General features: G+C 73.4%; 17 protein-coding genes. 6 read left to right on the top strand and 11 right to left on the bottom strand.

Annotated features, from left to right (window positions below; genetic code table 11):
• The first annotated feature begins 14 nt into the window (after window positions 1-14).
• Window positions 15-707: an HAD hydrolase-like protein gene (locus ACUY4T_RS06160; protein ID WP_446018028.1), complete on the top strand. Its 693-nt coding sequence runs from the start codon at window positions 15-17 to the stop codon at window positions 705-707.
• Window positions 708-940: 233 nt separating this feature from the next.
• On the top strand, window positions 941-3,733 hold the full coding sequence (locus ACUY4T_RS06155; protein ID WP_446018027.1) for an immune inhibitor A domain-containing protein: 2,793 nt from the start codon (window positions 941-943) through the stop codon (window positions 3,731-3,733).
• A gap of 58 nt (window positions 3,734-3,791) precedes the next feature.
• Here ACUY4T_RS06155 and ACUY4T_RS06150 read toward each other — a convergent pair whose 3' ends face one another.
• A complete protein-coding gene (locus ACUY4T_RS06150) occupies window positions 3,792-4,454 on the bottom strand; it encodes a TetR/AcrR family transcriptional regulator (protein ID WP_446018026.1) in 663 nt (220 codons plus the stop codon).
• A 142-nt stretch (window positions 4,455-4,596) separates the two neighbouring features.
• On the opposite strand from ACUY4T_RS06150, the gene ACUY4T_RS06145 reads away from it, so the two are divergent.
• Both ACUY4T_RS06145 and ACUY4T_RS06140 read left to right on the top strand, forming a co-directional pair.
• Window positions 4,597-5,535 (top strand): PfkB family carbohydrate kinase, encoded by a 939-nt coding sequence (locus ACUY4T_RS06145; protein ID WP_446018025.1) that lies wholly within the window; start codon window positions 4,597-4,599, stop codon window positions 5,533-5,535.
• Window positions 5,536-5,790: 255 nt separating this feature from the next.
• Window positions 5,791-7,509 (top strand): hypothetical protein, encoded by a 1,719-nt coding sequence (locus ACUY4T_RS06140; RefSeq protein WP_446018024.1) that lies wholly within the window; start codon window positions 5,791-5,793, stop codon window positions 7,507-7,509.
• Between the two features lie 62 nt (window positions 7,510-7,571).
• Here the strand turns inward: ACUY4T_RS06140 and ACUY4T_RS06135 are convergent, their stop codons facing one another.
• Window positions 7,572-8,105: a DedA family protein gene (locus tag ACUY4T_RS06135; RefSeq protein WP_446018023.1), complete on the bottom strand. Its 534-nt coding sequence runs from the start codon at window positions 8,103-8,105 to the stop codon at window positions 7,572-7,574.
• 130 nt (window positions 8,106-8,235) lie between these two features.
• A complete protein-coding gene (locus ACUY4T_RS06130) occupies window positions 8,236-9,183 on the bottom strand; it encodes a cation efflux transmembrane domain-containing protein (protein WP_446018022.1) in 948 nt (315 codons plus the stop codon).
• A 205-nt stretch (window positions 9,184-9,388) separates the two neighbouring features.
• Here ACUY4T_RS06130 and ACUY4T_RS06125 point away from each other — a divergent pair, with 205 nt between their 5' ends.
• Together ACUY4T_RS06125 and ACUY4T_RS06120 are read left to right on the top strand one after the other, a co-directional pair.
• Entirely contained in the window at window positions 9,389-10,924 is a 1,536-nt protein-coding gene (locus ACUY4T_RS06125; protein WP_446018021.1) for a leucyl aminopeptidase family protein, read from the top strand.
• Window positions 10,925-10,973: 49 nt separating this feature from the next.
• A complete protein-coding gene (locus ACUY4T_RS06120; RefSeq protein ID WP_446018020.1) occupies window positions 10,974-12,581 on the top strand; it encodes an MFS transporter in 1,608 nt (535 codons plus the stop codon).
• Window positions 12,582-12,660: 79 nt separating this feature from the next.
• Here the strand turns inward: ACUY4T_RS06120 and ACUY4T_RS06115 are convergent, their stop codons facing one another.
• The 8 genes from ACUY4T_RS06115 to ACUY4T_RS06080 all read right to left on the bottom strand — a co-directional run bounded on the left by ACUY4T_RS06115 (window position 12,661) and on the right by ACUY4T_RS06080 (window position 22,064).
• Entirely contained in the window at window positions 12,661-13,545 is an 885-nt protein-coding gene (locus tag ACUY4T_RS06115; RefSeq protein ID WP_446018019.1) for a MurR/RpiR family transcriptional regulator, read from the bottom strand.
• 52 nt (window positions 13,546-13,597) lie between these two features.
• The gene (locus ACUY4T_RS06110) at window positions 13,598-14,848 is read right to left on the bottom strand and encodes a M20/M25/M40 family metallo-hydrolase (RefSeq protein WP_446018018.1); all 1,251 of its coding nucleotides are present in this window, start codon (window positions 14,846-14,848) and stop codon (window positions 13,598-13,600) included.
• 1 nt (window position 14,849) lies between these two features.
• The gene (locus ACUY4T_RS06105; protein WP_446018017.1) at window positions 14,850-15,656 is read right to left on the bottom strand and encodes an amino acid ABC transporter ATP-binding protein; all 807 of its coding nucleotides are present in this window, start codon (window positions 15,654-15,656) and stop codon (window positions 14,850-14,852) included.
• Complete coding sequence (locus tag ACUY4T_RS06100) at window positions 15,653-16,648, bottom strand: amino acid ABC transporter permease (RefSeq protein WP_446018016.1); 996 nt, start codon at window positions 16,646-16,648, stop codon at window positions 15,653-15,655. The genes ACUY4T_RS06105 and ACUY4T_RS06100 overlap by 4 nt, the downstream gene beginning before the upstream one ends.
• A gap of 37 nt (window positions 16,649-16,685) precedes the next feature.
• Window positions 16,686-17,663: an ABC transporter substrate-binding protein gene (locus ACUY4T_RS06095; RefSeq protein ID WP_446018015.1), complete on the bottom strand. Its 978-nt coding sequence runs from the start codon at window positions 17,661-17,663 to the stop codon at window positions 16,686-16,688.
• 134 nt (window positions 17,664-17,797) lie between these two features.
• Window positions 17,798-18,442, bottom strand: a complete 645-nt coding sequence (locus ACUY4T_RS06090; RefSeq protein ID WP_446018014.1) for a TIGR02453 family protein — start codon at window positions 18,440-18,442, stop codon at window positions 17,798-17,800.
• Between the two features lie 8 nt (window positions 18,443-18,450).
• A complete protein-coding gene (locus tag ACUY4T_RS06085) occupies window positions 18,451-18,987 on the bottom strand; it encodes a glutathione peroxidase (RefSeq protein WP_446018013.1) in 537 nt (178 codons plus the stop codon).
• A gap of 125 nt (window positions 18,988-19,112) precedes the next feature.
• Complete coding sequence (locus tag ACUY4T_RS06080; RefSeq protein ID WP_446018012.1) at window positions 19,113-22,064, bottom strand: helix-turn-helix transcriptional regulator; 2,952 nt, start codon at window positions 22,062-22,064, stop codon at window positions 19,113-19,115.
• Window positions 22,065-22,143 lie beyond the last annotated feature (79 nt).

Here is a 22,143-nt window from a genome sequence, read left to right as displayed (position 1 = left end):
TCTAGGATGTCGCGGTGACTTCCCCCCTCTCCACGGTTCCGACCACGAGCGCGCCCCCTCGCGTGTGGTCCGCCGTCCTGTTCGACCTCGACGGCACCATCGTCGACTCGGCGAGCGAGATCATGGATTCGCTCGCCCACATGTTCACCGAGATGGGCCTGCCCGTCCCCGACCGCGACACGCTCCGGTCCTACGTGGGCCCGCCGCTGCTCGACAGCCTCCGCATGACCGCCGGCTTCACCGACGCCGACGCGTGGGAGGCCCTGAACGTGTATCGCGACCACTACGACGACCACCTCCTCCGCTCCCCCGTCTTCCCCGGCATCGAGGGCGTCCTGCAGCGGGTCCGCGACGCCGGCATCCCCATCGCGCTCGCGACGAGCAAGCCCGAGTCGATGGCGCGCGAGGTGCTCGAGCACAACGGCCTGACCGGCTACTTCGCCGAGATCACCGGAGCCAGCGACGACGAGTCGCGCAGCACCAAGGCCGATGTCGTCGCGGAGGCGCTCCGCCGGCTCCGTGCCGACGGCGTCGACACCTCGGACGCCGTCATGGTGGGCGACCGCGGGTACGACGTGCTCGGCGCCGCGGCGCACGACGTGCCGACGATCCTGGTCGAGTGGGGCTACGGCTCTCCGGAGGAGGCCGGCGACGCCTTCGCCGTCGTGCACTCCGCCGACCAGTTGCGCACCCTCCTCCTGGGCTGAGCCCTCCCAGCCGGGCTGTCGCAGGAGCTGCGCCATCCCGCGCTCCGCGTCGCACGACGGTCGAGAACGCCCCGATTTTGATGAGGATGTCTCGATAGCAACGATTGCGCTCCCTTCACCGACGGGGACTTCACACCGCCCCCGTCCGGGGGGCAGGATTCCCCCTATGCCCGCCCACCGGCGGGCGACGATCGTGTCCGGGATCATCGTCGCGGGCACTCGGAGGGAGAACCATGGCTGGAACCAGCTCGCGCGCGCGGAAGCGCGCCGCAGCAGCCCTGCCGGCGCTCGCCCTCGTCGCATCGGGACTCGCGGCCACGGGCGCGGGCGGGATGGCGACGGCGGCGCCGCAGGTCGGAGAGGTGTCGATCGACGCCTCGGAGTACTACATGAACTACGTCGAGCCGCGCGCCGAAGAGGCGTTCGGCTCCGACGTCGAGGCGGTCAAGGGCGTCGAGGCGCAGAAGGCGGCCATCGCGAAGGCGACCGCGGTCGACGAGAAGTTCGCATCGGGCAACCCGGTCGCGGCGCGCGGCCTGGCCAAGCTCGAGGCGAAGTCGATCGAGACCGGCAAGAGCCCGAAGGAGCTGAAGGACCGCTTCAAGGGTGCGAAGTCGACGCAGGAGGCGAAGCTCCTCACGATCCTCGTCGAGTTCAACGACCAGGCGGACGACGACTTCACGGGCGTGCAGGTGCCGACCGCGTTCGGCGCGACCGACTGCAAGCCCGGCAGCGTGCAGAACGGGCCGCTGCACAACAACATCCCGAACCCGGCCGACGCCTCCCGCCTCGACAACAACTCGATGTGGGTGCCCGACTTCTCGCCGGAGCACTTCGACGCGATGCTGTTCAGCGACGAGGGCATCACCGACCGGGTGCGCACCGACCTCGAGGGCCCCGACGGCCAGCCCGGGTTCGACATCTCCGGCTACACGATGAAGAACATGTACGAGGAGATGTCGCGCGACGCCTACACGGTGACGGGCAAGACGACCGACTGGGTCCTCGTCCCCCACTCCGAGGCGTACTACGGCGCGAGCGTCTGCCACCTGAACGAGGACGGCGTCTACGAGGCCGGCGCGATCCAGGACATGCAGGGCCACCCCGACAACCCGCTCGGCGCGGGCCAGCTCGCGATCGACGCCGTCGAGGCGCTCGCCGCGCAGCAGCCCGACTTCCCCTTCGCCGACTACGACATCGAGGACCAGGGCGACCGCGACGGCGACGGCAACTTCTACGAGCCCGACGGCGTGATCGACCACGTCGTGCTCGTGCACGCCGGTGAGGACAAGTCCGGCGGCGGCGGCGCCGAGGGCACCTACGCCCTCTGGGCGCACTCGTCGGCGGTCGCCGGCGGCGCCGAGATCCCCGGCACCGACCTCAAGCTCTCGAACTACATCGTGCAGCCCGAGGACTCGGGCGTCGGCGTGTTCGCGCACGAGTACGGCCACGACCTCGGCCTCCCCGACCTGTACGACACCTCCGGCGCGGGCAACTCCGACGTCGACTTCTGGGACCTCATGTCGTCGGGATCGCACTCGGGCCCGATCTTCCAGTCGATGCCCACGCACATGGGCCTCTGGGACAAGTGGGTGCTCGGCTGGGCGAACCCGAAGCAGGTGAACCCCGGCGACGACGAGCTCACCGTCAAGGTCGGCCAGAACTCGCGCCCCCTGAAGGGCACCGAGGACGGCGTGAAGATCAACCTCCCCGCCAAGGTCGTCACGCTCACCACGCCGCACAGCGGTGACAACGCGTGGTACACCGGCGCCGACCAGGACTGGGCCGACATCACGCTGACCCGCAGCCTCGACGTGCCGGCCGACGCCAAGTTCTGGATGTGGAACGACTACGTCATCGAGCTCGACTGGGACTACGGCTTCGTCGAGGTCTCGACCGACGGCGGCGACTCGTGGACCGAGCTGAAGGTCTACGACGAGTCCGGTGCCGAGGTCACGACATCCGACTCCTACGCCGACCCGAACGGCAACATGGCCACCTTCGGCGACAAGAAGTACGGCCTCACGGGCGACTCGCACGGCTGGCAGCACCAGTACGTCGACCTGGCGGCGTACGCCGGCCAGACGGTCGACCTGCGCCTGCGCCAGACGACGGATGCCGCCTACCTCGACCGCGGCTGGTTCGCGGACGACTTCTCGGTCACCAGCGGCACCGACACCGTCTGGACCGACGACGTCGAGTCGGGCGACAACGGCTGGACCGCCGCGGTCTCGACGTTCGTCGACACCACCGGCCCCGGATGGCGCACCGACTCGGGCACGTCCTCGAAGGCGCACTACTACCTGGTCGAGTGGCGCAACTTCGACGGCTTCGACGAGGGCCTGAAGCACGCCTACGACACGGTCTACAGCGGCGAGGCGTGGAAGGTCGACAAGTTCGCCTACAACGCGCCCGGCGCACTGGTCTGGTACCGCGACACGACGTTCGGCAACACCAACCACGTCACCGCCAGCGCCACGGCCATGCCGAGCGCCGGCGCCAAGGGTGGCCTGCTCATCGTCGACAGCCACTTCGACCCGCTGCGCCGCACCGGCGACGCCGCTGCGAAGGACCCGTCGACGCTGAAGAACCTGCCCTCGCGTGTGCAGTCGTCGAACGCGGCCTTCGGCCTGCAGGAGACGTACCCGCTGAAGGAGTGCGTCGTCGACGCCGCCTACACCGAGTACTGCACCGAGATCCCGGCCCTCCCCGCGGTGAGCACCTTCACCGACGACCAGGGCTGGACCCCGGGCATCGAGTACCGCAACGGCCGGCTCTTCTGGCGCCACATCGACGCTTCGGCCGTCGTGCCGTCGGTCGACAACCAGCCGTACACCACCCGCGTCGTCGACGCGGCGGGCAACCCGGTCGAGGCGCTGTTCGGCACCGACCTCGGGTTCACGGTGCTCGGCACGGGCAACCCGGTCGACGCCGGGGTGTCGTACGGCACCGTCGTCGAGGTCAAGAAGACCCTCGAGGACGACCGCGCGGCGCTGATCTCGATCACCCCGCCCACCGCGGGCTGATCGCGGCCTGACACCGGCGAGGCGCCGGCCCCCTCGGGGGTCGGCGCCTCGTTCGCGTCTAGCGGGAGGCGGCCGGGAGGAGCACGCCGTCGAGGAGTCGATCCAGGCCCCAGGCGAACCGCTCGACCGGATCGTCGGCGACGGCGCGGCTGCGCTCGCTCAGCGGGAACGACTCGAGGTCGTCCCACAGCGTGTCGGCGGCCGCCGGCGGTGCCGGATCCGTGGCGACGTCGGCGGCGCGGCCCGCAGCCGCGGCGTCGAAGGCGACCGCGCCGAGCACGTGCACCCGCACGGCATGCGCGGCCCGCCCGGCCTCGGCGAGCGCGAGTCCGGCGTCGGCGAAGGCGGCCAGCAGCGCCTCGTCGAGGCGGGTGGCGTTCGGGCCGTCGAGCGGCGTCGCGAGCAGCAGTCCCACGGCGCCCGGTCGATCGACGAGCAGCGTCCGCAGGTCGGCGGCGATCGACGCGACCCGGGCGCGGGGGTCCGCCGTCGTGGAGCCGTCGGCCGGAGCCGGCGACAGCCGGCCGAGCACCTGCTCGACCATGCCGGCGAGCAGCGCCTGCTTGTTGGGGTAGTAGGTGTACATGGCCGTCGGGGTGAGGCCGAGTGCACCGGCGACGCCGCGCACCGACACGGCGTCGAAGCCCTTCTCCTCGAGCAGCTCGAACGCCGCGTCGAGGATCTCGGGGTGGGTGAGGCTGCGTCTGGGTCCGGGTCTCATGGGGCCTTCCTGCGTGACGACTCGACACACCGTACAGCGTTCCCCGCACCCGGCACCCATGGACGCACGCCCGGGCCCGTGACACGCTGGACGGGCACCCGCGCCCCGGTCGGCGGCGCGCCGGAGGAGGAAGGTCGAGCGGATGGCGCAGCGAAGCGAGTCCGGACAACGCATCACCGTCGTGGGGGACGCGCTCATCGACGAGCTGCGCGATCCGTCGGGCTCGCGCGAGTTCGTCGGCGGCGCCGCGTTGAACGTCGCCGTGGGCCTCGCCCTCCTCGGCGACGACGCGACGCTCGTCGCGATGGTCGGCGACGACGAGCCGGCCGAGCGCATCAGCGCCTTCCTCGACGACTTCGGCGTCGAACTGGTGGCCAGCCCGTCGGCGCACGGCACCTCGCGCGCGGTGTCGATCCGATCCGACGGCGAGCCGCGCTACGAGTTCAACGAGGCGGCGCAGCACCGGCGGCTCCGCTTCGACGCCGCGACGCGGCGGGCGCTGGCCGGCGCAGAACTCGTCGTCGTCAGCTGCTACCCGTTCGACGACGACGAGCAGGTCGACCTGCTGCTCGACGCCGTCGACGACCCCGAGCGGCGGCTCGTCGTCGACGGCAATCCCCGATCGGGCATGCTGCACGACCGCGAGCGGTTCCTCGCGAACTTCGAGCGCGTCGCCGCCCGCTCCCTGCTCGTCAAGGTGGGCGACGAGGACGCCGAGCTCCTCCTGGGCGCATCGCTGGACGAGTTCGTGCAGCGACTCCGGAACGGCGCATCGGTGACGGATGCCGCGGGCCCGGCCGTGCTCGCCACCGCTGGTCGCGCCGGCGCGGCGGTCCACGCGGGCGAGCTCCACGTTCACGCCGGGATCGTCGACCTGCCGGGCGCCGTCGTCGACACCATGGGCGCGGGCGATGCGACCCTCTCCTCGGTCGTCCACCGCATCGCCGTCGACGGCGTGCCGAGCACCGCGGAAGGCTGGTCGGCGGCGCTCGAGGAGGCGATGACGATCGCCGCGGCGACCGTGCGTCACGAGGGCGCGCTCCTGCGCACGGGCGTGTCGGCCCCGCAACTCGGCAGCTGAACGCCCCGGGCGCGGTCCGGAGGCGGGAAACTGGGTCTTGCGGGACTCCTGCCGGTTGGTCGTAGACTCGGGCGCATCCGCCGAAGCCGCACCCGACGTGCAGCGGAGGATCGCGTCGCCCGCCCAGGGGCGTCGCCCTCGCACGCCGAAGCCGGCCCGACGGAGCGCAACCCGATATCGCGCCGCGACCCGGCGCGTTCCCCCGGACGAGCGGCCACCATGCCGCCCGTGCCCCAGCGCTGGAGAGGAGCGGACGTGGGCGACGCGGATGACCGCGCACCGTCACCCCTCGACGCACCCCCGGTGATCGAGAACCCGACCGACGCCGAACTCGTCGAGGCCGCGCGCAGCGGCGACTCCTTCGCGATCACCCGGCTCTGGCAGCGCCACCTGCGCGCCGCGTGGACGGCCGCGCGGGCGGCCAGCGGGCGTCCCGACGCCGAACCGGTCGTGGTGCGGACGGCCGAGCTCCTCATCGCCGAGCTCTCCGACGGCCGCGGACCCGAGGGCGCCGTCCGGCCCCACCTGCTCGCACTGACCCGCCTGGCCGCAGCCGACGGCGACACCGGCTCCCTCGCCGCCGAGGCGGCCGCGGAACGCGGAACCGATCCTGACGGCGCCGCGGCGACCGCGGCCGCGCTCGGATTCGCTCCGCCCGAGACGTACCGCGACGTGCTGCCCGACGGGCTCGGCGACGGTACGCCCATCGCCGTCGCCTACGCCTCGCTGCCGATGCGGTGGCAGGAGGCGCTGTGGCTCACCGAGGTCGACGGGCTCGCGGCCGCCGAGGTCGCCGCCGAACTCGGCCTGACCTCCGAGGCGGTCGACGCGACGCTCGCCGATGCGCGATCCGCGCTCCGCTCGGAGTGGTCCTCGCTGCGCCTCGCCGGACTCCCCGACGGGTCGGCCTGCCGTGCCGCGGCGGCGGAATCGCCGAACGGACGCCGCACGAGATCCCATCTCGACGAGTGCGACGGATGCCGTGCCGTGGCGGCGCCCCCCGAGGCGGTGTCGCGCCGCGCGCTCGCGACGCTGCCGCTGCTGCTGCTCGGCGCCGGGGCGGGGATCGCGTTCCTCGAGGCGGTCCGGCGGGGTTCGTCCGACGCCGCGACCGACCCCGTGCCATCCGTCGCCGAGGCGACCGCTGCCGCGACCGCAGAGGACGACGACGCCATCGGCACGGCCCCGAGTGCGCACGCCGACGCCCGTACGGTGGCTGCGCCGGTCGCCCTGGTCACGGCGATCCCCACCGCGCCGCGCCGCCGGCTGATCGCCGCTGCAGGGATCCTCGGCGGGATCGCCGCCGCCACGGCGCTCGTCGTCACGCTGATCGCCGGAGGGGCACCCGGGAGCCCGTCGATGTTCCTCGCCGAGGGTGACGCCCCGGCCGACCTGACCGAACCGGCCCCGAGCATGCTCCCGCCCGTCGTCGTCGCCACCGAGGTGCCCGAGGCGCCCCCGTCGCAGGTCCCCCCGGCAGCGACGGATGCCGCACCCGAGCCGACCGCGGAGTCGGTGCCGGCACCCGATGCCGGCCAGGATCCCGGCACCGCGGGAGGCACAGGCGGCGCGGCCGGTCCGTCCACCGGAGCGCCCGCGGCGGACGACGCCGCGTCCGACGACGCCTCCGACGGCGCCCGGCAGATCGCGGGCCCCGCGGCTTCGGCGGTCGAACGCGCGCCGCTCGAGGCGACGCTCGGCCGACCGGGCGCGAACGGGTGGCGCACCCTCAGCGTCACCGGCGAGCCCGACGCGGCGTTCACGGTCTCCAGCCGTGGCGAGGTGCTGTACGCGGGCACCCTCGACGCGAACGGCACCGCGGCGCTGCAGGTCCGCGGCAACGTCGACGAGCAGGCCCTCACCCTCGCCTACGGCACGAGCGGCGACTCGAGCGCGGCCGTCGCCGGCGGCGCGGCCGCCTCGACGGAGAGCGCCCGACGCGGTCGCTCGTCCGCTCCTGCGCCCACGCCCTGACGACCGGCACCGCACCGACCCGGGCGCGTCAGCGCGGTCGGGCCGTCCGCGCGGTCGGCCCGTCAGCGCGAGTCGGCACGTCCGGCGTCGTCGGCGAGGTCCGCGTCGTCCGCTCCGGCGTGCGCCGCTGCGATCGACCGGGCCCGCCGGGTCGCGAACTCGACGAGCGCGAGGAGCGCGGCGACGGCCAGCGCGCTCACGATCGCCGCGACGGGGTCGCGCTGCGCCGCCTGGATGATCGCGTTGATCGTCGCGAGCCCGAGGATCCCGTACAGGGTGGCCCACATCGCGCCGCCCACGACGAGGGCCGGCAGGTACTTCACGAGCGGCATCCGGAGCACGCCGGCCGCGAGGTTCACGGCGGTCTGGAAGCCGACCGTGAGGAACGACAGGGCCACGACCGGCGCGCCGAACCGCTCGATCACCGACTCGGCCCGTGCGAGCTGCGGCGCCATCCGCCCGCGGCGCTCGAGCAGCCGCTTGACCCCGGCGCGCGAGCCCCGGCCCAGCGCGTACGTTCCACCCGCACGGAGCAGGACGATGAGGAACAGCACGCCGATCGCCACCGGAAGGGGCCAGCCCTCGAAGATCTCCACGTCACCCGCCTGTCGCCGTCCCGACCGCGGGGCGGCGACCTCGCCCGCCCGGACGTCGCGGTCGTGGGTTCACGCGAAGTCTAGCCCTCGCACCGACCCGGAACCCGTGACCCGTCCGCTCCCGAACGGCCTACTCGGCGAGCGCAGGGTCGGCCGTGAGCTCCACGTTCGCCCACACGTCGAAGGGCAGCGGGGCGAGGGCGGCGATCACCGCACGGCGGACCTCGTCCTCTCGGCCGATGGTGACGGTGTCGCGGGCGAGCAGGTACACGACGTCGACGTACAGCTTCGCGCCGAGCTTCGTGGAGTGCACCTCCGGACCCGGGAGGTCGAAGCGCCCGGTGACCCCGTCCACCGCGCGTTCGATCGCGAGCAGCGTGTGCCCGTCGGGGACGCCCTCGACCAGTTCGCCCAGCCCGCTGCGCAGCATCCGCACCGGCAACGGCGCGATGAGCCCGCAGGCGACGAGCACGAGCACCGGATCGACGTAGTCCAGGGGCCACTCGATGCCCGCGACCGCGAGGACGACGGCGACGCCGGCGCCCGCAGCGATCACGACACGGCGCAGCGCCGCCCCGGCCCACTGGCGTGCCTCCGCCGCGATGAGGGCGCTCCCGCGGCTCTCGCGCCGCAGCCACGCCGAGAACGCGATCGAGACCACCCCCGCGACGAGGGCGTAGACGGCGACGATGACGGCGTCGACGGCGCGGCCTCCCTCGGCGATGAGGATCACGGCGTCCGTGGCCGCGTACACGACGGTCGCGGCGAAGGCGAGTCCCTGCACGGCGACGACGAGCGGGGTGAGTCCGTCGCGGCCGTAGGGATACCGCTCGTTCGGCCCGGCGTCGGCGGCGCGCGATGCCCGCAACGCGAGCCAGGACACCACGATGCCGATCGCGCCGACAGTGGCGATCAGGACGAGCACGCGGGCACCGGTCCACACGCCGAGGCCGATGGCCGCCGCGGAGAGCACCACCGCCAACCACATCGAGGCCTTCAGGCCGCGTTCCTCGGCGATCGCCACGTCGACGAAGGCCGCAGCGCCCGTCGGCGAGCCGTCCGTCGGCAGTGTCGTCATCGACCCGGCCCCCTCCTTCATCATCGCCACGGGGCTGATCCGGACAGACTAGCCCGCGGCGTCCGCCCCGCGCGCCCATCCACGCCACTCCGGCCGCGCGCCCGGCCCGCTGCCGAACTATCGTGGAGGCGGGCTTCGCGCGAGGCCCGGATCCGACGACGGCCGATCGGCGAGGTCGTCGATCCCCACCACCTGGAGGCGCCCCGTGACCCGCAGCCCGCACAAGCTCATTCCGGACGACTTCTCGCCCGTGCCCTCGCTCGAGTCGTTCGAGGGGATCGAGGTCGTCGCCGTCGACGAGTTCGGCGGCGGGGACGGCGGCGCCGGACTCGACGCCATCGGCGTCCTCGTGCACGACGACGGCCCCCTCCCGGAGGGCATCGGCCTCGACCGCGAGGCACTGAAGCGCGCCGGGTTCGAGGCGAAGCCCGGCCAGGCCCTCGTCATCCCCCAGGCCGGTCGCACCCTCATCATCGTCGTCGGCGGCGGCCCCGCCGACGAGGCGACGGAGGCACGCCTCCGCGATGCGGCGGCGTCGTTCGTGCGCGCCGTGCCGAAGGCGGGCGCGCTCGGTCTCCGCCTGCCGCAGCTCGGATCGGTCGACGCCGAGGCGGCCGGGCGGGCTCTCGCCGAGGGCGCGCTGCTCGCCCGCTACCGCTACGACGCGCTGAAGGCCGAGCCCCGCGAGGCGCGGCTCGCCCGGCTCGAGCTGCGGTTGGACGGGGCCGACCGCGCCGCGGCATCCGCCGGCATCGATGCCGGACTCGTCGCCGCGCGTGCGACCGCCGTCGCTCGCGACCTCGCGAACACGCCCCCGAGCCACCTGACCGCGACCGACCTCGCGGACGTCGCCGAGATGCTCGGCGGCCGATTCGGCTTCCACGTCGAGTCGTACGACCGGCAGCAGCTCATCGAGCTCGGCTGCGGCGGCCTGCTCGGCGTGAACGCCGGCAGTGTCGAGGAGCCGCGCATGATCGTGCTGCGCTACGCGCCGGCCGGCGAGCCGACCGGACGCCTCGGCCTGGTCGGCAAGGGCATCATGTACGACTCGGGCGGGATCAGCCTGAAGCCGAGCGACCCGATGCACCTGCTCATGAAGATGGACATGGGCGGCGCGGCGGCGGTGCTGGGTGCGTTCACGGCGCTCCGCGACCTCGGCGCGACCGCCGAGGTCACGGGCTGGCTGATGTGCACCGACAACATGCCGTCGGGTTCGGCCTACAAGCTGGGCGACGTGCTCACCGCACGGGGAGGCAAGACGGTCGAGGTGAAGAACACCGACGCCGAGGGCCGGCTCGTCATGATGGACGGCCTCGCGCTCGCGACCGAGGCCGGCGTCGACGCGATCGTCGACATCGCGACCCTCACCGGGTCCGCCCTGCGCGCGCTCGGCGAGACGCACTCGGTCGTGCTCGGCACCAGCCAGCCGCTCGTCGACCGGGTGCGCGACGCCGCCGACGCGGTGGACGAGCCGACGTGGCAGTTCCCGCTCGTGCGCAAGTACCGCAAGCTCATGGACTCCGACATCGCCGACATCGCCAACATCGGCGGCGCGAACGCGGGGGCGACGACGGCGGCGCTGTTCCTCGCCGAGTTCGTCGGCGACACCCCGTGGGCCCACCTCGACATCGCCGGCACGATGAGCGCCGACGCCGACGACGCCTGGCGCTCCAAGGGCGCGACCGGCTACGGTGCGCGCCTCCTCGCCGAGCTGGCCCGGGGCTTCGCCCCGATCGCCTGAGCGGACGGCCGGGCGCCCGCGGTCGAGGTTGTTTCGAAAGGCGAACCATATGAATCGCGAACGTTGGATCGGCCTGGTCGTCATCAGCGTCGCCGTCGCGCTCATCATCGTCGACAGCACCATCGTCAACGTCGCGATCCCCGCCATCGTCGACGACCTCGGCATCACCTCGTCCGAGGTCCAGTGGGTGCAGGAGAGCTACACCCTCGTGTTCGCGGCATTCCTCCTGCTGTTCGGGGCGCTCGCCGACCGCTTCGGGCGGCGGCGGGTGATGCTCCTCGGCATCGTGGTCTTCGCCGGCTCCAGCGTGGTCGCCGCCCTCGCCGACTCGGGCACCATGCTCATCGCCGCACGGCTCGTGCAGGGCCTGGGCGGCGCCGCCATCCTGCCGACGACGCTGTCGCTCATCAATGCCAACTTCCAGGGCCGCGAACGCGGTATCGCCTTCGCGATCTGGGGCTCGACCATCGGCGGCATGGCCGCGGTCGGGCCGCTCCTCGGCGGATGGCTCACCACCGAGTTCTCCTGGCGTTGGGCGTTCGGCATCAACATCCCCCTCGGGCTGCTGATCGTCATCGGCCTGCTCCGCTTCGTGCCCGAGTCCCGCGCCGAGACCCTCCGCCCCATCGACTGGGGCGGAGCGTTCATCTCGATCCTCGCGGCGGGCTCCATCGTGTTCGCCCTCATCGAGGGCCGCACGTACGGGTGGTGGGCGACCGAGACCCCGCCGACCATCGGCGGATGGACGTGGCCGTTCGACCTCTCGCCGGTGCCCTGGGCCATCGCCATCGGGCTGGCCGCGATCGCCTGGTTCGTGCTCCGAGCCCGGGTGCGGAGCCGCGCGGGCCGCCCCGTGCTGCTCTCGCCCGAACTGTTCCGCATCCGGTCGTTCCGGAACGGCAACATCGCGGCCGCGATCGTCTCGCTCGGCGAGTTCGGGCTCATCCTCGCGCTGCCGCTCTGGCTCCAGAACGCGCTGGGCTACACCGCCCTCCAGACCGGATGGGTCCTCGTCGCACTCGCGGGCGGGTCGTTCGTGGCCAGCGGGTTCGCCGGCGCGCTCATCTCCCGCTTCAGCGCGCTCGCCACGGTGCGCGCGGGCATCGTCGCCGAGATCGTCGGGCTCGTCGCCATCGGACTCGTCATCTCGGTCGACACCACGTGGTGGGCGATCGCCGGAGGACTCTTCGTCTACGGCTTCGGGGTCGGGCTCGCGACCGCGCAGCTCACCAACGTGGTGCTGCGCGAGGTGCCGGTCGCCCGTTCGGGCGAGGCGTCGGGAACCCAGAGCACGGCCCGGCAGCTCGGCTCGGCGCTCGGCGTCGCCATCCTCGGCACGCTCCTGTTCAGCGCGCTCGAGGCCGACCTCGACCGTCGCCTCGACGGCGCGCCGGGCAGCGACCAGGTGGTGGCCGCGGTCGTCGACTCGGCCGGCGCCGCGATCCCCGCGATCGAGCAGCAGAGCCCCGAGGCAGCGGATGCCGCCCGCGCCTCGCTCAGCACCGCGACCTCGTACTCCGCGTACGCCGCAGCCGGCTTCCTCGCGCTCGGCCTCGTCTCGACTCTCGGCCTCGGCGCGTCCCGCCGCGACGACGCGGACGAGACCGTCGAGGAGCAGGCCGGGCCGGTCACACCCCCGCGAGACCCTCGCCGATGACGAACATGCCGAAGAAGATCGCCGCCGGGACGGTCAGCCCGGGCCGGGTCGCGCGGGACCATCGGCCCGCGGCATCCGGTCAGTACAGGCCGAGCTCCGCGCCGGCCGCCTCGATGCGTCGCATCCGCTCGGAGGCGTCGTCGCCGAGCCGCTCGAGGCATCCGGCGATCACCGACTCGACGAGCGCGAGCACCGGGGTCATGGCGTCGAAGGCCGACGGCGAGCCCGTCTCGCTCGGCAGCACGACGTCGGCGTCGGAGGCGATCGGCGAGAGCCACGAGTCGGTGAACAGCACCACCTGCGCACGGTGCGCGCGGGCGACCGAGGCCACCTGGAGGGTGCCCTCCTCGTAGCGCCGGTAGTCGAAGAGCACGACCACGTCGCCGCGGCCGAGTCCTGCGATCGCCTCGGCGCGGCCGCCGGCGTCGTCCGGCAGCATCGCGACGCCCGCGCGCATGAGCTGCAGGTGCTGCGCCAGGAACCGGGCGAGCAGCCCGCTGAACCGGCCGCCCGCGATGAGCACCTGGCCCTTCGCGGTGGTGAGGGCCTCGACGCAGCGCTCGAACTCGTCGGGTGCGAGGTTCGCGAACGTGCGCTCGAGCGTCGCGCGCATGATCGCGCCGGCCTGCTCGAGCCGCGTGCCGTCGCCGTCGAGCGCGGTGCCCTGTCCCCGGTCGTAGAGCGCGAGCGGCGACGCCGAGCGCTCGTCGAGGTCGTCGCGAAGCGCCTGCTGGAACTCGGGGAAGCCCCGGTAGCCCATCCGGTTGGCGAAGCGGAGGACCGTCGGGCCGCTGACCCCGGCGCGCGCGGCGAGCTTCGCGACCGTCTCGAACCCCGCCGAGGGGTACGAGGAGAGCAGCACGCGGGCCACCTTGCGCTCGGCGGGCGAGCAGTCGGCCATCCCCCGTCGGATCGCCTCGGCGACCGAGGCGGGGCGCGCGTCGGCGCCGGCATCCACGGTCATCGGCGACCCCCTTCCGCCTCTCACCGTAGTGCCCCTCCCCGCTCCGCGCCGGTCATTCGGGCGCCGAGGCCTCGGCGATCGCCACGACGAGCCCGGCGAGGAGCGCGACGCGATCGGGCACGCTCGAGAGGTCGAGCCATTCGTCGACGCCGTGGTCGCCGCCGCCGACCGGACCGAGCCCGTCGAGCGTCGGCACCCCGAGCGCGGCCACGAAGTTCGCGTCGGACGCCCCACCGGTCGCGGCGACGTCGAAGGCGAGCCCGAGGCCCTCGCCCACCTCGCGGGCCAGGCCGGCCAGCGCGTCGGTGGCGGAGCGCTCGAGGGGTGGGCACACGTCGAGCCTCGTGACCGCGATCCGCGCGCCGTCGACGTGCGGACGACGCCCGCGCTCGTCGATCGCGTCGAGCGTGCGGACGAGGTCGTCGAGGACGGTCGCCCGCACCTCGAGGTGGAGCTCGGCGTGCTCGGGCACGATGTTCGCCCGCGAGCCGGATGCCACCCGGCCGACGTTGACGGTGAGGCCCGGGCCCCCGCCGGAGAGCGCCTGGACGTCGAGGAGGAACCGCGCGGCCTCCACCGCGGCGTTGATGCCGCGCTCGGGCTCCACGCCCGAATGGGCGGCGCGGCCGCGGATGTCGACGAGCACGTCGGCCACGCCCTTGCGGGCGCCGACCAGGTCGCCGTTCTCCCGCGCGCACTCGAGGCACAGCGCCGCATCCGCCCCGCGCACCACGTCGGCGAGGATGCCGCGGGAGGCCGGTGACCCGACCTCCTCGTCGGGGGTGAGGGCGAGCACGAGCTCGCCGTACCCGTCGTAGCCGAGGTCGGCCAGCGCCCGGGCGGCCGCGAGCCCGGCGGTGAGCCCCGCGATGTCGTCGCACACGCCCGGCCCGTGGGCCAGGCCGCCCTCGATGCGGAAGGGCCGCTCCGCGGCGGTGCCGGCGGGGAACACGGTGTCCATGTGCGCGAACATCACGATCCGGGCCGTCCCGGCCCCTCGCCGGCGGGCGACCACGACCGGTCCGTAGCGCCGGCCGTCGCACGCGGGCGTCGGCAGCGTCTCGACCTCGAACCCGTCGCCCGAGAGCGTCGCGGCGGCCCACTCGGCCACCCGCGTGACGCCGTCGGGGTCGTGGGAACCCGAGTCGATGCCCACGAGGTGGGCGAGTTCGTCGCGGTAGCGGGCGTCGAGCGCGAGCGCCGCGCTCCGCAGCTCGTCGGCCGTCGGCGTCCGGCGCGCGCCGGCGACGACCCGGGCGGCGGCGGAGGCGGTGGCGTGGGCGTCGACGGAGGTCGCCGCCACGTCAGAGCACCTTCGAGAGGAACGAGCGCGTGCGCTCCTCGCGCGGGTCGCCGAGCACCTGGGCCGGGTCGCCGGCCTCGACGACCACGCCGCCGTCCATGAACACGGCCACGTCGCCGACCTCGCGGGCGAAGCCGATCTCGTGGGTGACCACGATCATGGTCATGCCGCTCTCGGCGAGGCCGCGCATCACGTCGAGCACGTCGCCGACGAGCTCCGGGTCGAGCGCCGACGTCGGCTCGTCGAAGAGCATGACCTCGGGCTCCATGGCGAGCGCGCGCGCGATCGCGACGCGCTGCTGCTGCCCGCCCGAGAGCTGTGCGGGATACGTGTCGGCCTTCTCGGCCAGTCCGACCTGGGCGAGCAGGCGGCGAGCGTGCTCCCTGGCGTCCGCCTTCGACCGCCGGGCGACCTGCACGGGCGCCTCGATGACGTTCTCGAGCGCGGTCATGTGCGGGAAGAGGTTGAACCGCTGGAAGACCATGCCGACCTTGCGGCGCTGGGCGGCGACCTCGCGCTCGCGGAGCTCGTACAGCTTGCCGTTCCGCTCGCGGTAGCCGACCGTCTCGCCGTCGACGCGGATCATGCCGGCGTCGATCTGCTCCAGGTGGTTGATGCAGCGGAGGAACGTGGACTTGCCCGAGCCCGACGGGCCGAGCAGGCACACGACCTGGCCGCGTTCGACCGACATCGTGATGCCCTTGAGCACTTCGAGGTTGCCGAAGCGCTTGTGCACCTCGACGGCCTCGACCATGGGGCGCTCGGACGTCGCCGCGAGCGGCGCGGCCTGGGGGACGGTGGCGGTCATGACGCCGACTCCTTCTTCGACGAGCGCGGCGCGCGAGCGGGCAGCGCGATGCTCTGCGTGAACGTCGACACGCGCGATCCGATCGTGGGGCGGGCGCCGTTGAACCCGCGCCCGTAGCGGCGCTCGAGCCACATCTGCGGGATCGACAGGATCGAGGTGAGCGCGAGGTACCAGATCGCCGCGACGATGAGCAGCGGGATGATCTTGTAGTTCTGGGTGTAGGCCTCGCGGATGTTCGACATGAGGTCGTCGCCGGCGACGATCGCGACGAGCGACGTGCTCTTCAGCATGGTGATGGTCTCGTTGCCCATCGGCGGGATGATCACGCGCATGGCCTGCGGCAGCACGATGCGGCGGAGCGTCTTCGCGGGCGACATGCCGAGCGAGTGCGCCGCCTCGGTCTGGCCGGGATCGACCGACTGGATGCCGGCGCGCACGATCTCGGCAGCGTAGGCCATCTCGTTCAGGCCCAGCGCGAGCAGGGCGGCGACGGTCGCCGGGATGAGCTGGCTGGTCTCGAAGGACCAGAACTCGACCGACGTGAAGGGGATGCCGACCACGATCTTGGGGATGAACGCGCCGATGAAGCCCCAGAAGATGAGCTGGAGGAGCAGCGGGGTGCCGCGGAACACCCAGATGAAGAGCATCGCGGCCACCGAGAGCACCGGGTTGGGCGAGAGGCGCATGACGGCGACGACGATGCCGCCGAGCACGCCCATGACCATCGACGCGACCGTGAGCCAGATGGTGATGATGACGCCGTTGACGGTGAGCGGCTTGAAGAGGTACTCGCCGACCGTCTCGAGGTCGAGGTTCGGGTTCTGGAGGATCGAGTACAGCGACCCGATCCCGACGGCCAGGACCAGGATGGCGGCGATCCACCGGCCGGGGTGGCGGACGGGCACGGCCTCGATGGGGCCGGGGCGGGCGGCGCCCGAGGGGCCCGAGGGCCCCGCGGGCGCCGCCGTGGCTGACGGCTGCGTTGCGGTCATGGAGCTGGTGCTTTCCGTTCGGTCGTGCCCGGGTGGGTCACTTGGCTTCGGCGGCGCCGTTGATCGTGGCCTCGTCGATGCCGATGCCGGTGACGCCGTACTCGTCGAGGATCGCCTCGTACGTGCCGTCGTCGATGAGCGACTGGAGCGCCGCCTGGATCGCCGTCGCGAAGGCCTCGTTCTCCTTGAGCACGCCGATGCCGTTGAGCGTCGCCTCGTAGCCGTTCGGGGCCTCGGGGTCCTCGACGACCTCGAAGGTGCCGCCGTCGTTGGTGGTCTTCGCGACGTAGCCGGCGCTCGGCTTGGTCAGGAGGGACGCGACGGCCTTGCCGCTCGTGATGGCGAGCTGGGCGTCGGCGTCCGACGGGAACTCCGACAGCTTGATCGGGTCGAGGCCCTCGGCCTCGCACTCGCCCTGCCACACGCCCGTGGCGAGGTCGACCTGGTTGGTCGCGGACTGCACCGCGACATCCTGGCCGCAGAGGTCGAGGTAGTTCTCGATGCCCTCGGGGTTGCCGGCCTCGACGAGGATGCCGGTGCCCGACGCGGAGTAGTCCACGAACGTGAGCACGTCCATGCGCTCCTCCGAGGAGGTGAGCGCGGCCATCACCACGTCGTACTTGGCGGCCTGGAGGCCGGGGATGAGGCCGTCGAACTCCTGCTGGCTGAACTCGAAGTCGACGCCGAGCTTGGCGCCGATCGCGCGGCCGAGGTCGACGTCGACGCCGGTGAGCTCGTCGGAGCCCTCCTCGACGAACATCTCGAACGGCGCGTACGGCGCGTTGGTGGCGACCTCGACGGCACCGGCCTCGGCGATCTCCTCGGGGAGGAGCTCGGCGGCGGCCTCGTCGACCGTGATGGTGACGCCGGCGATCTCGAGGCCCTCGGAGGCCGAGCCGGCCTCCTCGGCATCGGACGCGGTGGCGCATCCGGCGAGGACGAGGAGCGAGCCGGCGGCGAGCGCGGAAGCGGCCATCGCGCGGTGGGCGGGGGAACGCGGGGGGAGTGCAGTCATGTCGAGCCCTTCGTGCGGGTCGCTCGTCCGTGAGCGACGTCTGCGCACGAGTATGTAACAGATGTTTCAGAATTACTAGTGTTTCACCAACTTGTAACAATCGGCACAAGCTGAGCAAACCACGGGAACTGAGTCTACGTGCCGCGCGCCCCGTACCTCCGAGCCCAGTCGAGGAGCGGCTGCACGGTCCGCCACACCCGGTCGATCTTCGCGGCCGTCGCGGTCGCCGGCAGGTGCGCCAACGCGGCGTACCGCGTCAGCCGCAGCAGCTCGACCCGCGGGTGGTCGCGGGGGTAGCCCCTGGGCGCGGTCCGCAGCGGCGCGGTCGCGAGCTCGAAGCCCTCGTCGTCGAGTCCCGCGAGGATCTCGGCCAACCGCGAGGCGGCGGGACCGTCCTCGGCGATCGCCTCGCGCGCGCGGCCCAGTTGCTCGCGCGACGGATCGTAGAGACCCCCGCCGGCCACCAGGCCGTCGGCCGAGAGCGACACGTACACCCCGCCGGGCGAGCCCGCCGTCATCGCGCCGTTCAGCTTGTACGGCGCCTTGTCGGCGCTGAAGCGCACGTCGCGGTTCGGGCGGAACACCTTGGCCGGGCCGAAGCGCGGCTGCGCCCACGCCGCGAGGCGCTCGAGCGGCTCGCGGACCTCCGACTCGTACTCGTCACGGTGGGCCGCGAACCAGTCGCGGTCGTTGTGCTCCGCGAGCTCGGCGTAGAACGCGAACGCGCGGGGCGAGAACATCGCGCCGGTGGCGGGATCGCCGGGCTCGACGTCGGTCACGGCGGTCCTCAGGCCACGGCGGAGGAGTCGTTCGGCGCGCCCGGCGCGGCATCCGCTCGACCGCCCGGCAGCGCCGCCTCGATCGCGGCCACGATCGCAGGGTCGTCGGGCTCGACGGGTGGCCGGAAGCGCAGCACCTCGCCGGACGGCAGGACGAGGAACTTCTCGAAGTTCCAGACCACCGGCCCCGCGAGGCCCGTCGCATCGCGCGCGCGCTTCAGCTCGGTGAAGAGCGGGTGCGCCCGGCGCCCGTTCACACGGACGCGATCGAAGATCGGGAACGTCACGCCCCACGTGGCGGAGCAGTACTCGGCGATCTCGTCGTTGGACGACAGCTCCTGGAAGAACTGGTTGCTCGGGAAGCCGAGCACCGTGAACCCGCGTTCGCCGTACGTGCGCTGGAGCTCCTCGAGCTTGGCGTACTGCGGCGACAGCCCGCAACGCGACGCGACGTTGACGACCAGCCGGACGGTTCCGGCCCAGTCGTCGAGCGTGCGGGTCTCCCCGGCCATCGTCTGGAACGGGATCGTCTCGAGCGAGGTCATGCCGTGCTGCTCCTTCGTCGGCCATCGTCGGCAACGGATGCCACGCTACCCCCGCGTGCTGAGAACGTCCTCCGCATCGCCTCGCCCGGTCGCGCCGCCGAGCACCCGGGGCCCGGCCGCTCGGCTCAGTGCACGGCGCGAGCGAGGTAGACGGCCTCGGTGCGGCTCGACGCGCCGAGCTTGCGGAGGATCGCCGAAACGTGCACGCTCGCCGTCTTGCCGCTGATGTAGAGCCGCTCGCCGATCTGGCGGTTGCTCAGGCCCTCGGCGATGAGCTCGAGCACCTGACGCTCCCGGGCGGTGAGCTCGGCGACGGCCGGGCCGTCGGCGCCGGCGACGCCGGCGGCCCCGCGCGTCGTGTCGGCCCGGGTGGCGCCGTCGAGCCCGATGCCCGCCTGCATCGCCACCCGCGCGGCGCGCGACTGCACGGCCGTCACCCCGCCGGCGACCGCGACGTCGAACGAGGCCTGCAGCGCCTCGCGCGCGCCGAGCCGGTCGCCCGCGTCGAGCATCGCCTCGCCGAGTCGAAGCAGGGCGTACGGCCGGAGGAAGCCCGGTGCCATGTCGGCGCGGGCGACCTCGGCGGCGGCCCGCCAGGCGGCCTCCGTCGGGCGCAGCTCGGCCTCGACGAACGCCGACCACACCGGATGCGTCGGCCAGAACTCGAGACGACGGAGCAGCTCGCGCACCTCCGGCTCGGCCGCGAGGATCGAGGCCGCCTCCGGTTCCGTCACGCGGCCCGGGTCGGCACGGACCGCCGCGATCACGCGGGCGAGCGCCCAGAGGAGCGGCTCGGCGTAGCCGGCGAGCGGGCGTTCGCATTCGCGCAGCACCACCCGCGCCTCGCGCCACGCCTGCCCCGGGTCGCCGACGGCGAGCCAGACCTCGGCCGCCACCCGCGAGACGCCGAGCCGGGTCTGCATCTCGACCTCCATGATCGGCGCCATGGTGGGCCGCAGGGCCCGCAGCAGTTCGGCCGCCCGCTCGGGCTCGCCGCGCCAGACGAGGGCCCAGATCTTCGCGCGCTGCAGGTAGACCCGGAACGGCGCGGTCGGGTCGAGGGCGAGCGCGCGGTCGATGAGCTCGTCGGCGCGTTCCCACTCGCCCAGTGCGAAGAGCGGGTCGACCGCGTTCGACGCGAGGATCACGCCGGAACTGCGCTCGACCCCCTGCCGCCGGGCGCGCTCGAGCCCGTCCTCGGCGAGGCGCACGGCCTCCCGGTGATCGCCGATGAGGTATCGGAGATCGGAGGCGTTCACCCAGTAGCGCAGCAGCGCCGCACCGTCGCCCGCCGCGAGCTCGCGTGCGCGTTCGAGGTCGGCGAGGCCGCGCTCGACGTCGCCCAGCGCGGCACGGCTTCCGGCGCCGATGTTCATGGCGACGGAGGCGTACCGGGGATAGTCGATCGACTGAGCGAGCGCGAGCGCCTCGTCGGCGATCCGGATGGCCTCGTCGAGCCGGGCCTCGATCATGAGCCGCCCGGCGAGGCCGGTGAGGATCGTCACGCGCAGCTCGTCGGACCCGCCGGCGGGCAGCGCCGCCAGGGCCTCCTCGAGCACGGCGACGGAACCGCCGCGGCCCACGGTCGCGAGGTACAGGGCCTTGTCGCGCAGGAGCCTCGGGTACTGCGGGTCGTCGCGCGGGCACTCGGCGAGCGCCGCCTTCACGAGCGCGAGGCCGCGCTCCCCCTCGCCGGCGTGGCGGAGGTGGGATGCGGTGCGGCCCATCAGCTCGAGCCGGGTCATGCCGGCGACGCGCTCGGGCTCGGGGACCAGGTCCCAGAGCTCGAGCGCGCGTTCGCCGAGCTGCGCCGCCGAGGCGTAGGCCACCGCGGCGCGAGCCTCCCGCATGGCCTGGATGGTGGCGGGGAACGCCCGCACCGGGTCGCGCGCCCCGAGCCAGTGGTACGAGATCTCGGCGGCGAGCCGGCGGCCGCCGGCCGCGGCCTGCGCCTCGTAGGCCTCCGCGTAGCGGGCGTGGTACCGGGCGCGCTCCCCCGGCAGCAGGTCGGCCAGGATCGCCTCCCGCACCAGCGCATGCCGGAACGCGTAGTCGTCGCCGTCGACCTGGAGCACGCCGAGGTGCACGCACTGCCGGGCGGCCGTCTCCAGCGCCTCATCGCTTCCGCGGTGGACGGCGGCGAGGAGGTCGTGCGGGACGCGGACCCCGCCGGTCGACAGGAGGCGCAGCAGCTGCTGCGCCTCCTCGTCGAGGCGCTCGTACCGTGCGAGCAGGAGCTCCCGCAGGGTGTCGGGCACGAAGCCCTCGTCGCGGCATCCGTCGATGCCCACGAGCTCCTCGACGAAGAAGGGCACGCCGTCGCTGCGGCGGAACACGGTCTCGAGCACGTGATCGTGCGGCGCGTCGTCGGCGATCAGCGACGCGACCATGGCCCGCACCTCGGCCTCGTCGAGCCGACGGAGCTCGCGTCGCTCGACCCAGCGATCGCGTTCGGCCTCGGTGAGGAAGCCGCGCAGCGGATGACCGCGCGTGACGTCGTCGGTGCGGTACGTGAGCAGGACGAGCAGGCGGCTCGAGCCGAGCGAGCGAAGCAGGAACCGCAGCATCGCGAGGCTCGCCGCGTCGACCCAGTGGAGGTCCTCGACGACCAGCACGATCGGCGCCTCGCGCGAGAGGGTCTCGAGCAGCACGGCGACGGCCTCGTGCAGCTGCCCGCTGCCGGCGCCGCCCGGCGTGATCACGATCTCGCCCGAGGTCGACGCATCGGCGGGCGCGAGCTCGGGAAGCAGCGCGACGAGCGCCGCGCGACCGGGACCGACCGCGTCGAGGACCGCATCGGGCCCGACCTGGGCGACGAGTTGCCGGAGGGCGCCTTTGACGGGAGCGTAGGGGGCCGCGACGTCGCCCAGGTCGACGCACTGGCCGCGGATGAGCCGCACCTCGGGGCCGAGCCCGGACGTGAACTCGCCCACCAGGCGGCTCTTGCCGATGCCGGCCTCACCGCCGATGACCGCGGTCGTCGGCGTGCCGGAACGGACGTTCTCGAGCAGGCCGCGCAGCCAGTCGAGCTCGGCGTCGCGCCCGATCAGGTCGGGGCTCGGCGGGGAGCTGGTCACCGTCCAATGCTCCCACCGCCCGGCGACATCGGCACCGGGCCCGATGGCCCGGTGCCGGCCGTCGTCTCCGGTCGCCGGG

The organism is Agromyces arachidis (genome assembly GCF_052805135.1).
This window is presented reverse-complemented; position numbering and strand designations above follow the sequence as displayed.

Coding starts and splice junctions, on each gene's coding strand:
- ACUY4T_RS06095 (WP_446018015.1), bottom strand. CDS start 17,663: ATGACTGCACTCCCCCCGCGTTCCCCCGCCCACCGCGCGATGGCCGCT.
- ACUY4T_RS06150 (WP_446018026.1), bottom strand. CDS start 4,454: ATGAGACCCGGACCCAGACGCAGCCTCACCCACCCCGAGATCCTCGAC.
- ACUY4T_RS06100 (WP_446018016.1), bottom strand. CDS start 16,648: ATGACCGCAACGCAGCCGTCAGCCACGGCGGCGCCCGCGGGGCCCTCG.
- ACUY4T_RS06120 (WP_446018020.1), top strand. CDS start 10,974: ATGAATCGCGAACGTTGGATCGGCCTGGTCGTCATCAGCGTCGCCGTC.
- ACUY4T_RS06115 (WP_446018019.1), bottom strand. CDS start 13,545: ATGACCGTGGATGCCGGCGCCGACGCGCGCCCCGCCTCGGTCGCCGAG.
- ACUY4T_RS06145 (WP_446018025.1), top strand. CDS start 4,597: ATGGCGCAGCGAAGCGAGTCCGGACAACGCATCACCGTCGTGGGGGAC.
- ACUY4T_RS06155 (WP_446018027.1), top strand. CDS start 941: ATGGCTGGAACCAGCTCGCGCGCGCGGAAGCGCGCCGCAGCAGCCCTG.
- ACUY4T_RS06130 (WP_446018022.1), bottom strand. CDS start 9,183: ATGACGACACTGCCGACGGACGGCTCGCCGACGGGCGCTGCGGCCTTC.
- ACUY4T_RS06105 (WP_446018017.1), bottom strand. CDS start 15,656: ATGACCGCCACCGTCCCCCAGGCCGCGCCGCTCGCGGCGACGTCCGAG.
- ACUY4T_RS06085 (WP_446018013.1), bottom strand. CDS start 18,987: ATGACCTCGCTCGAGACGATCCCGTTCCAGACGATGGCCGGGGAGACC.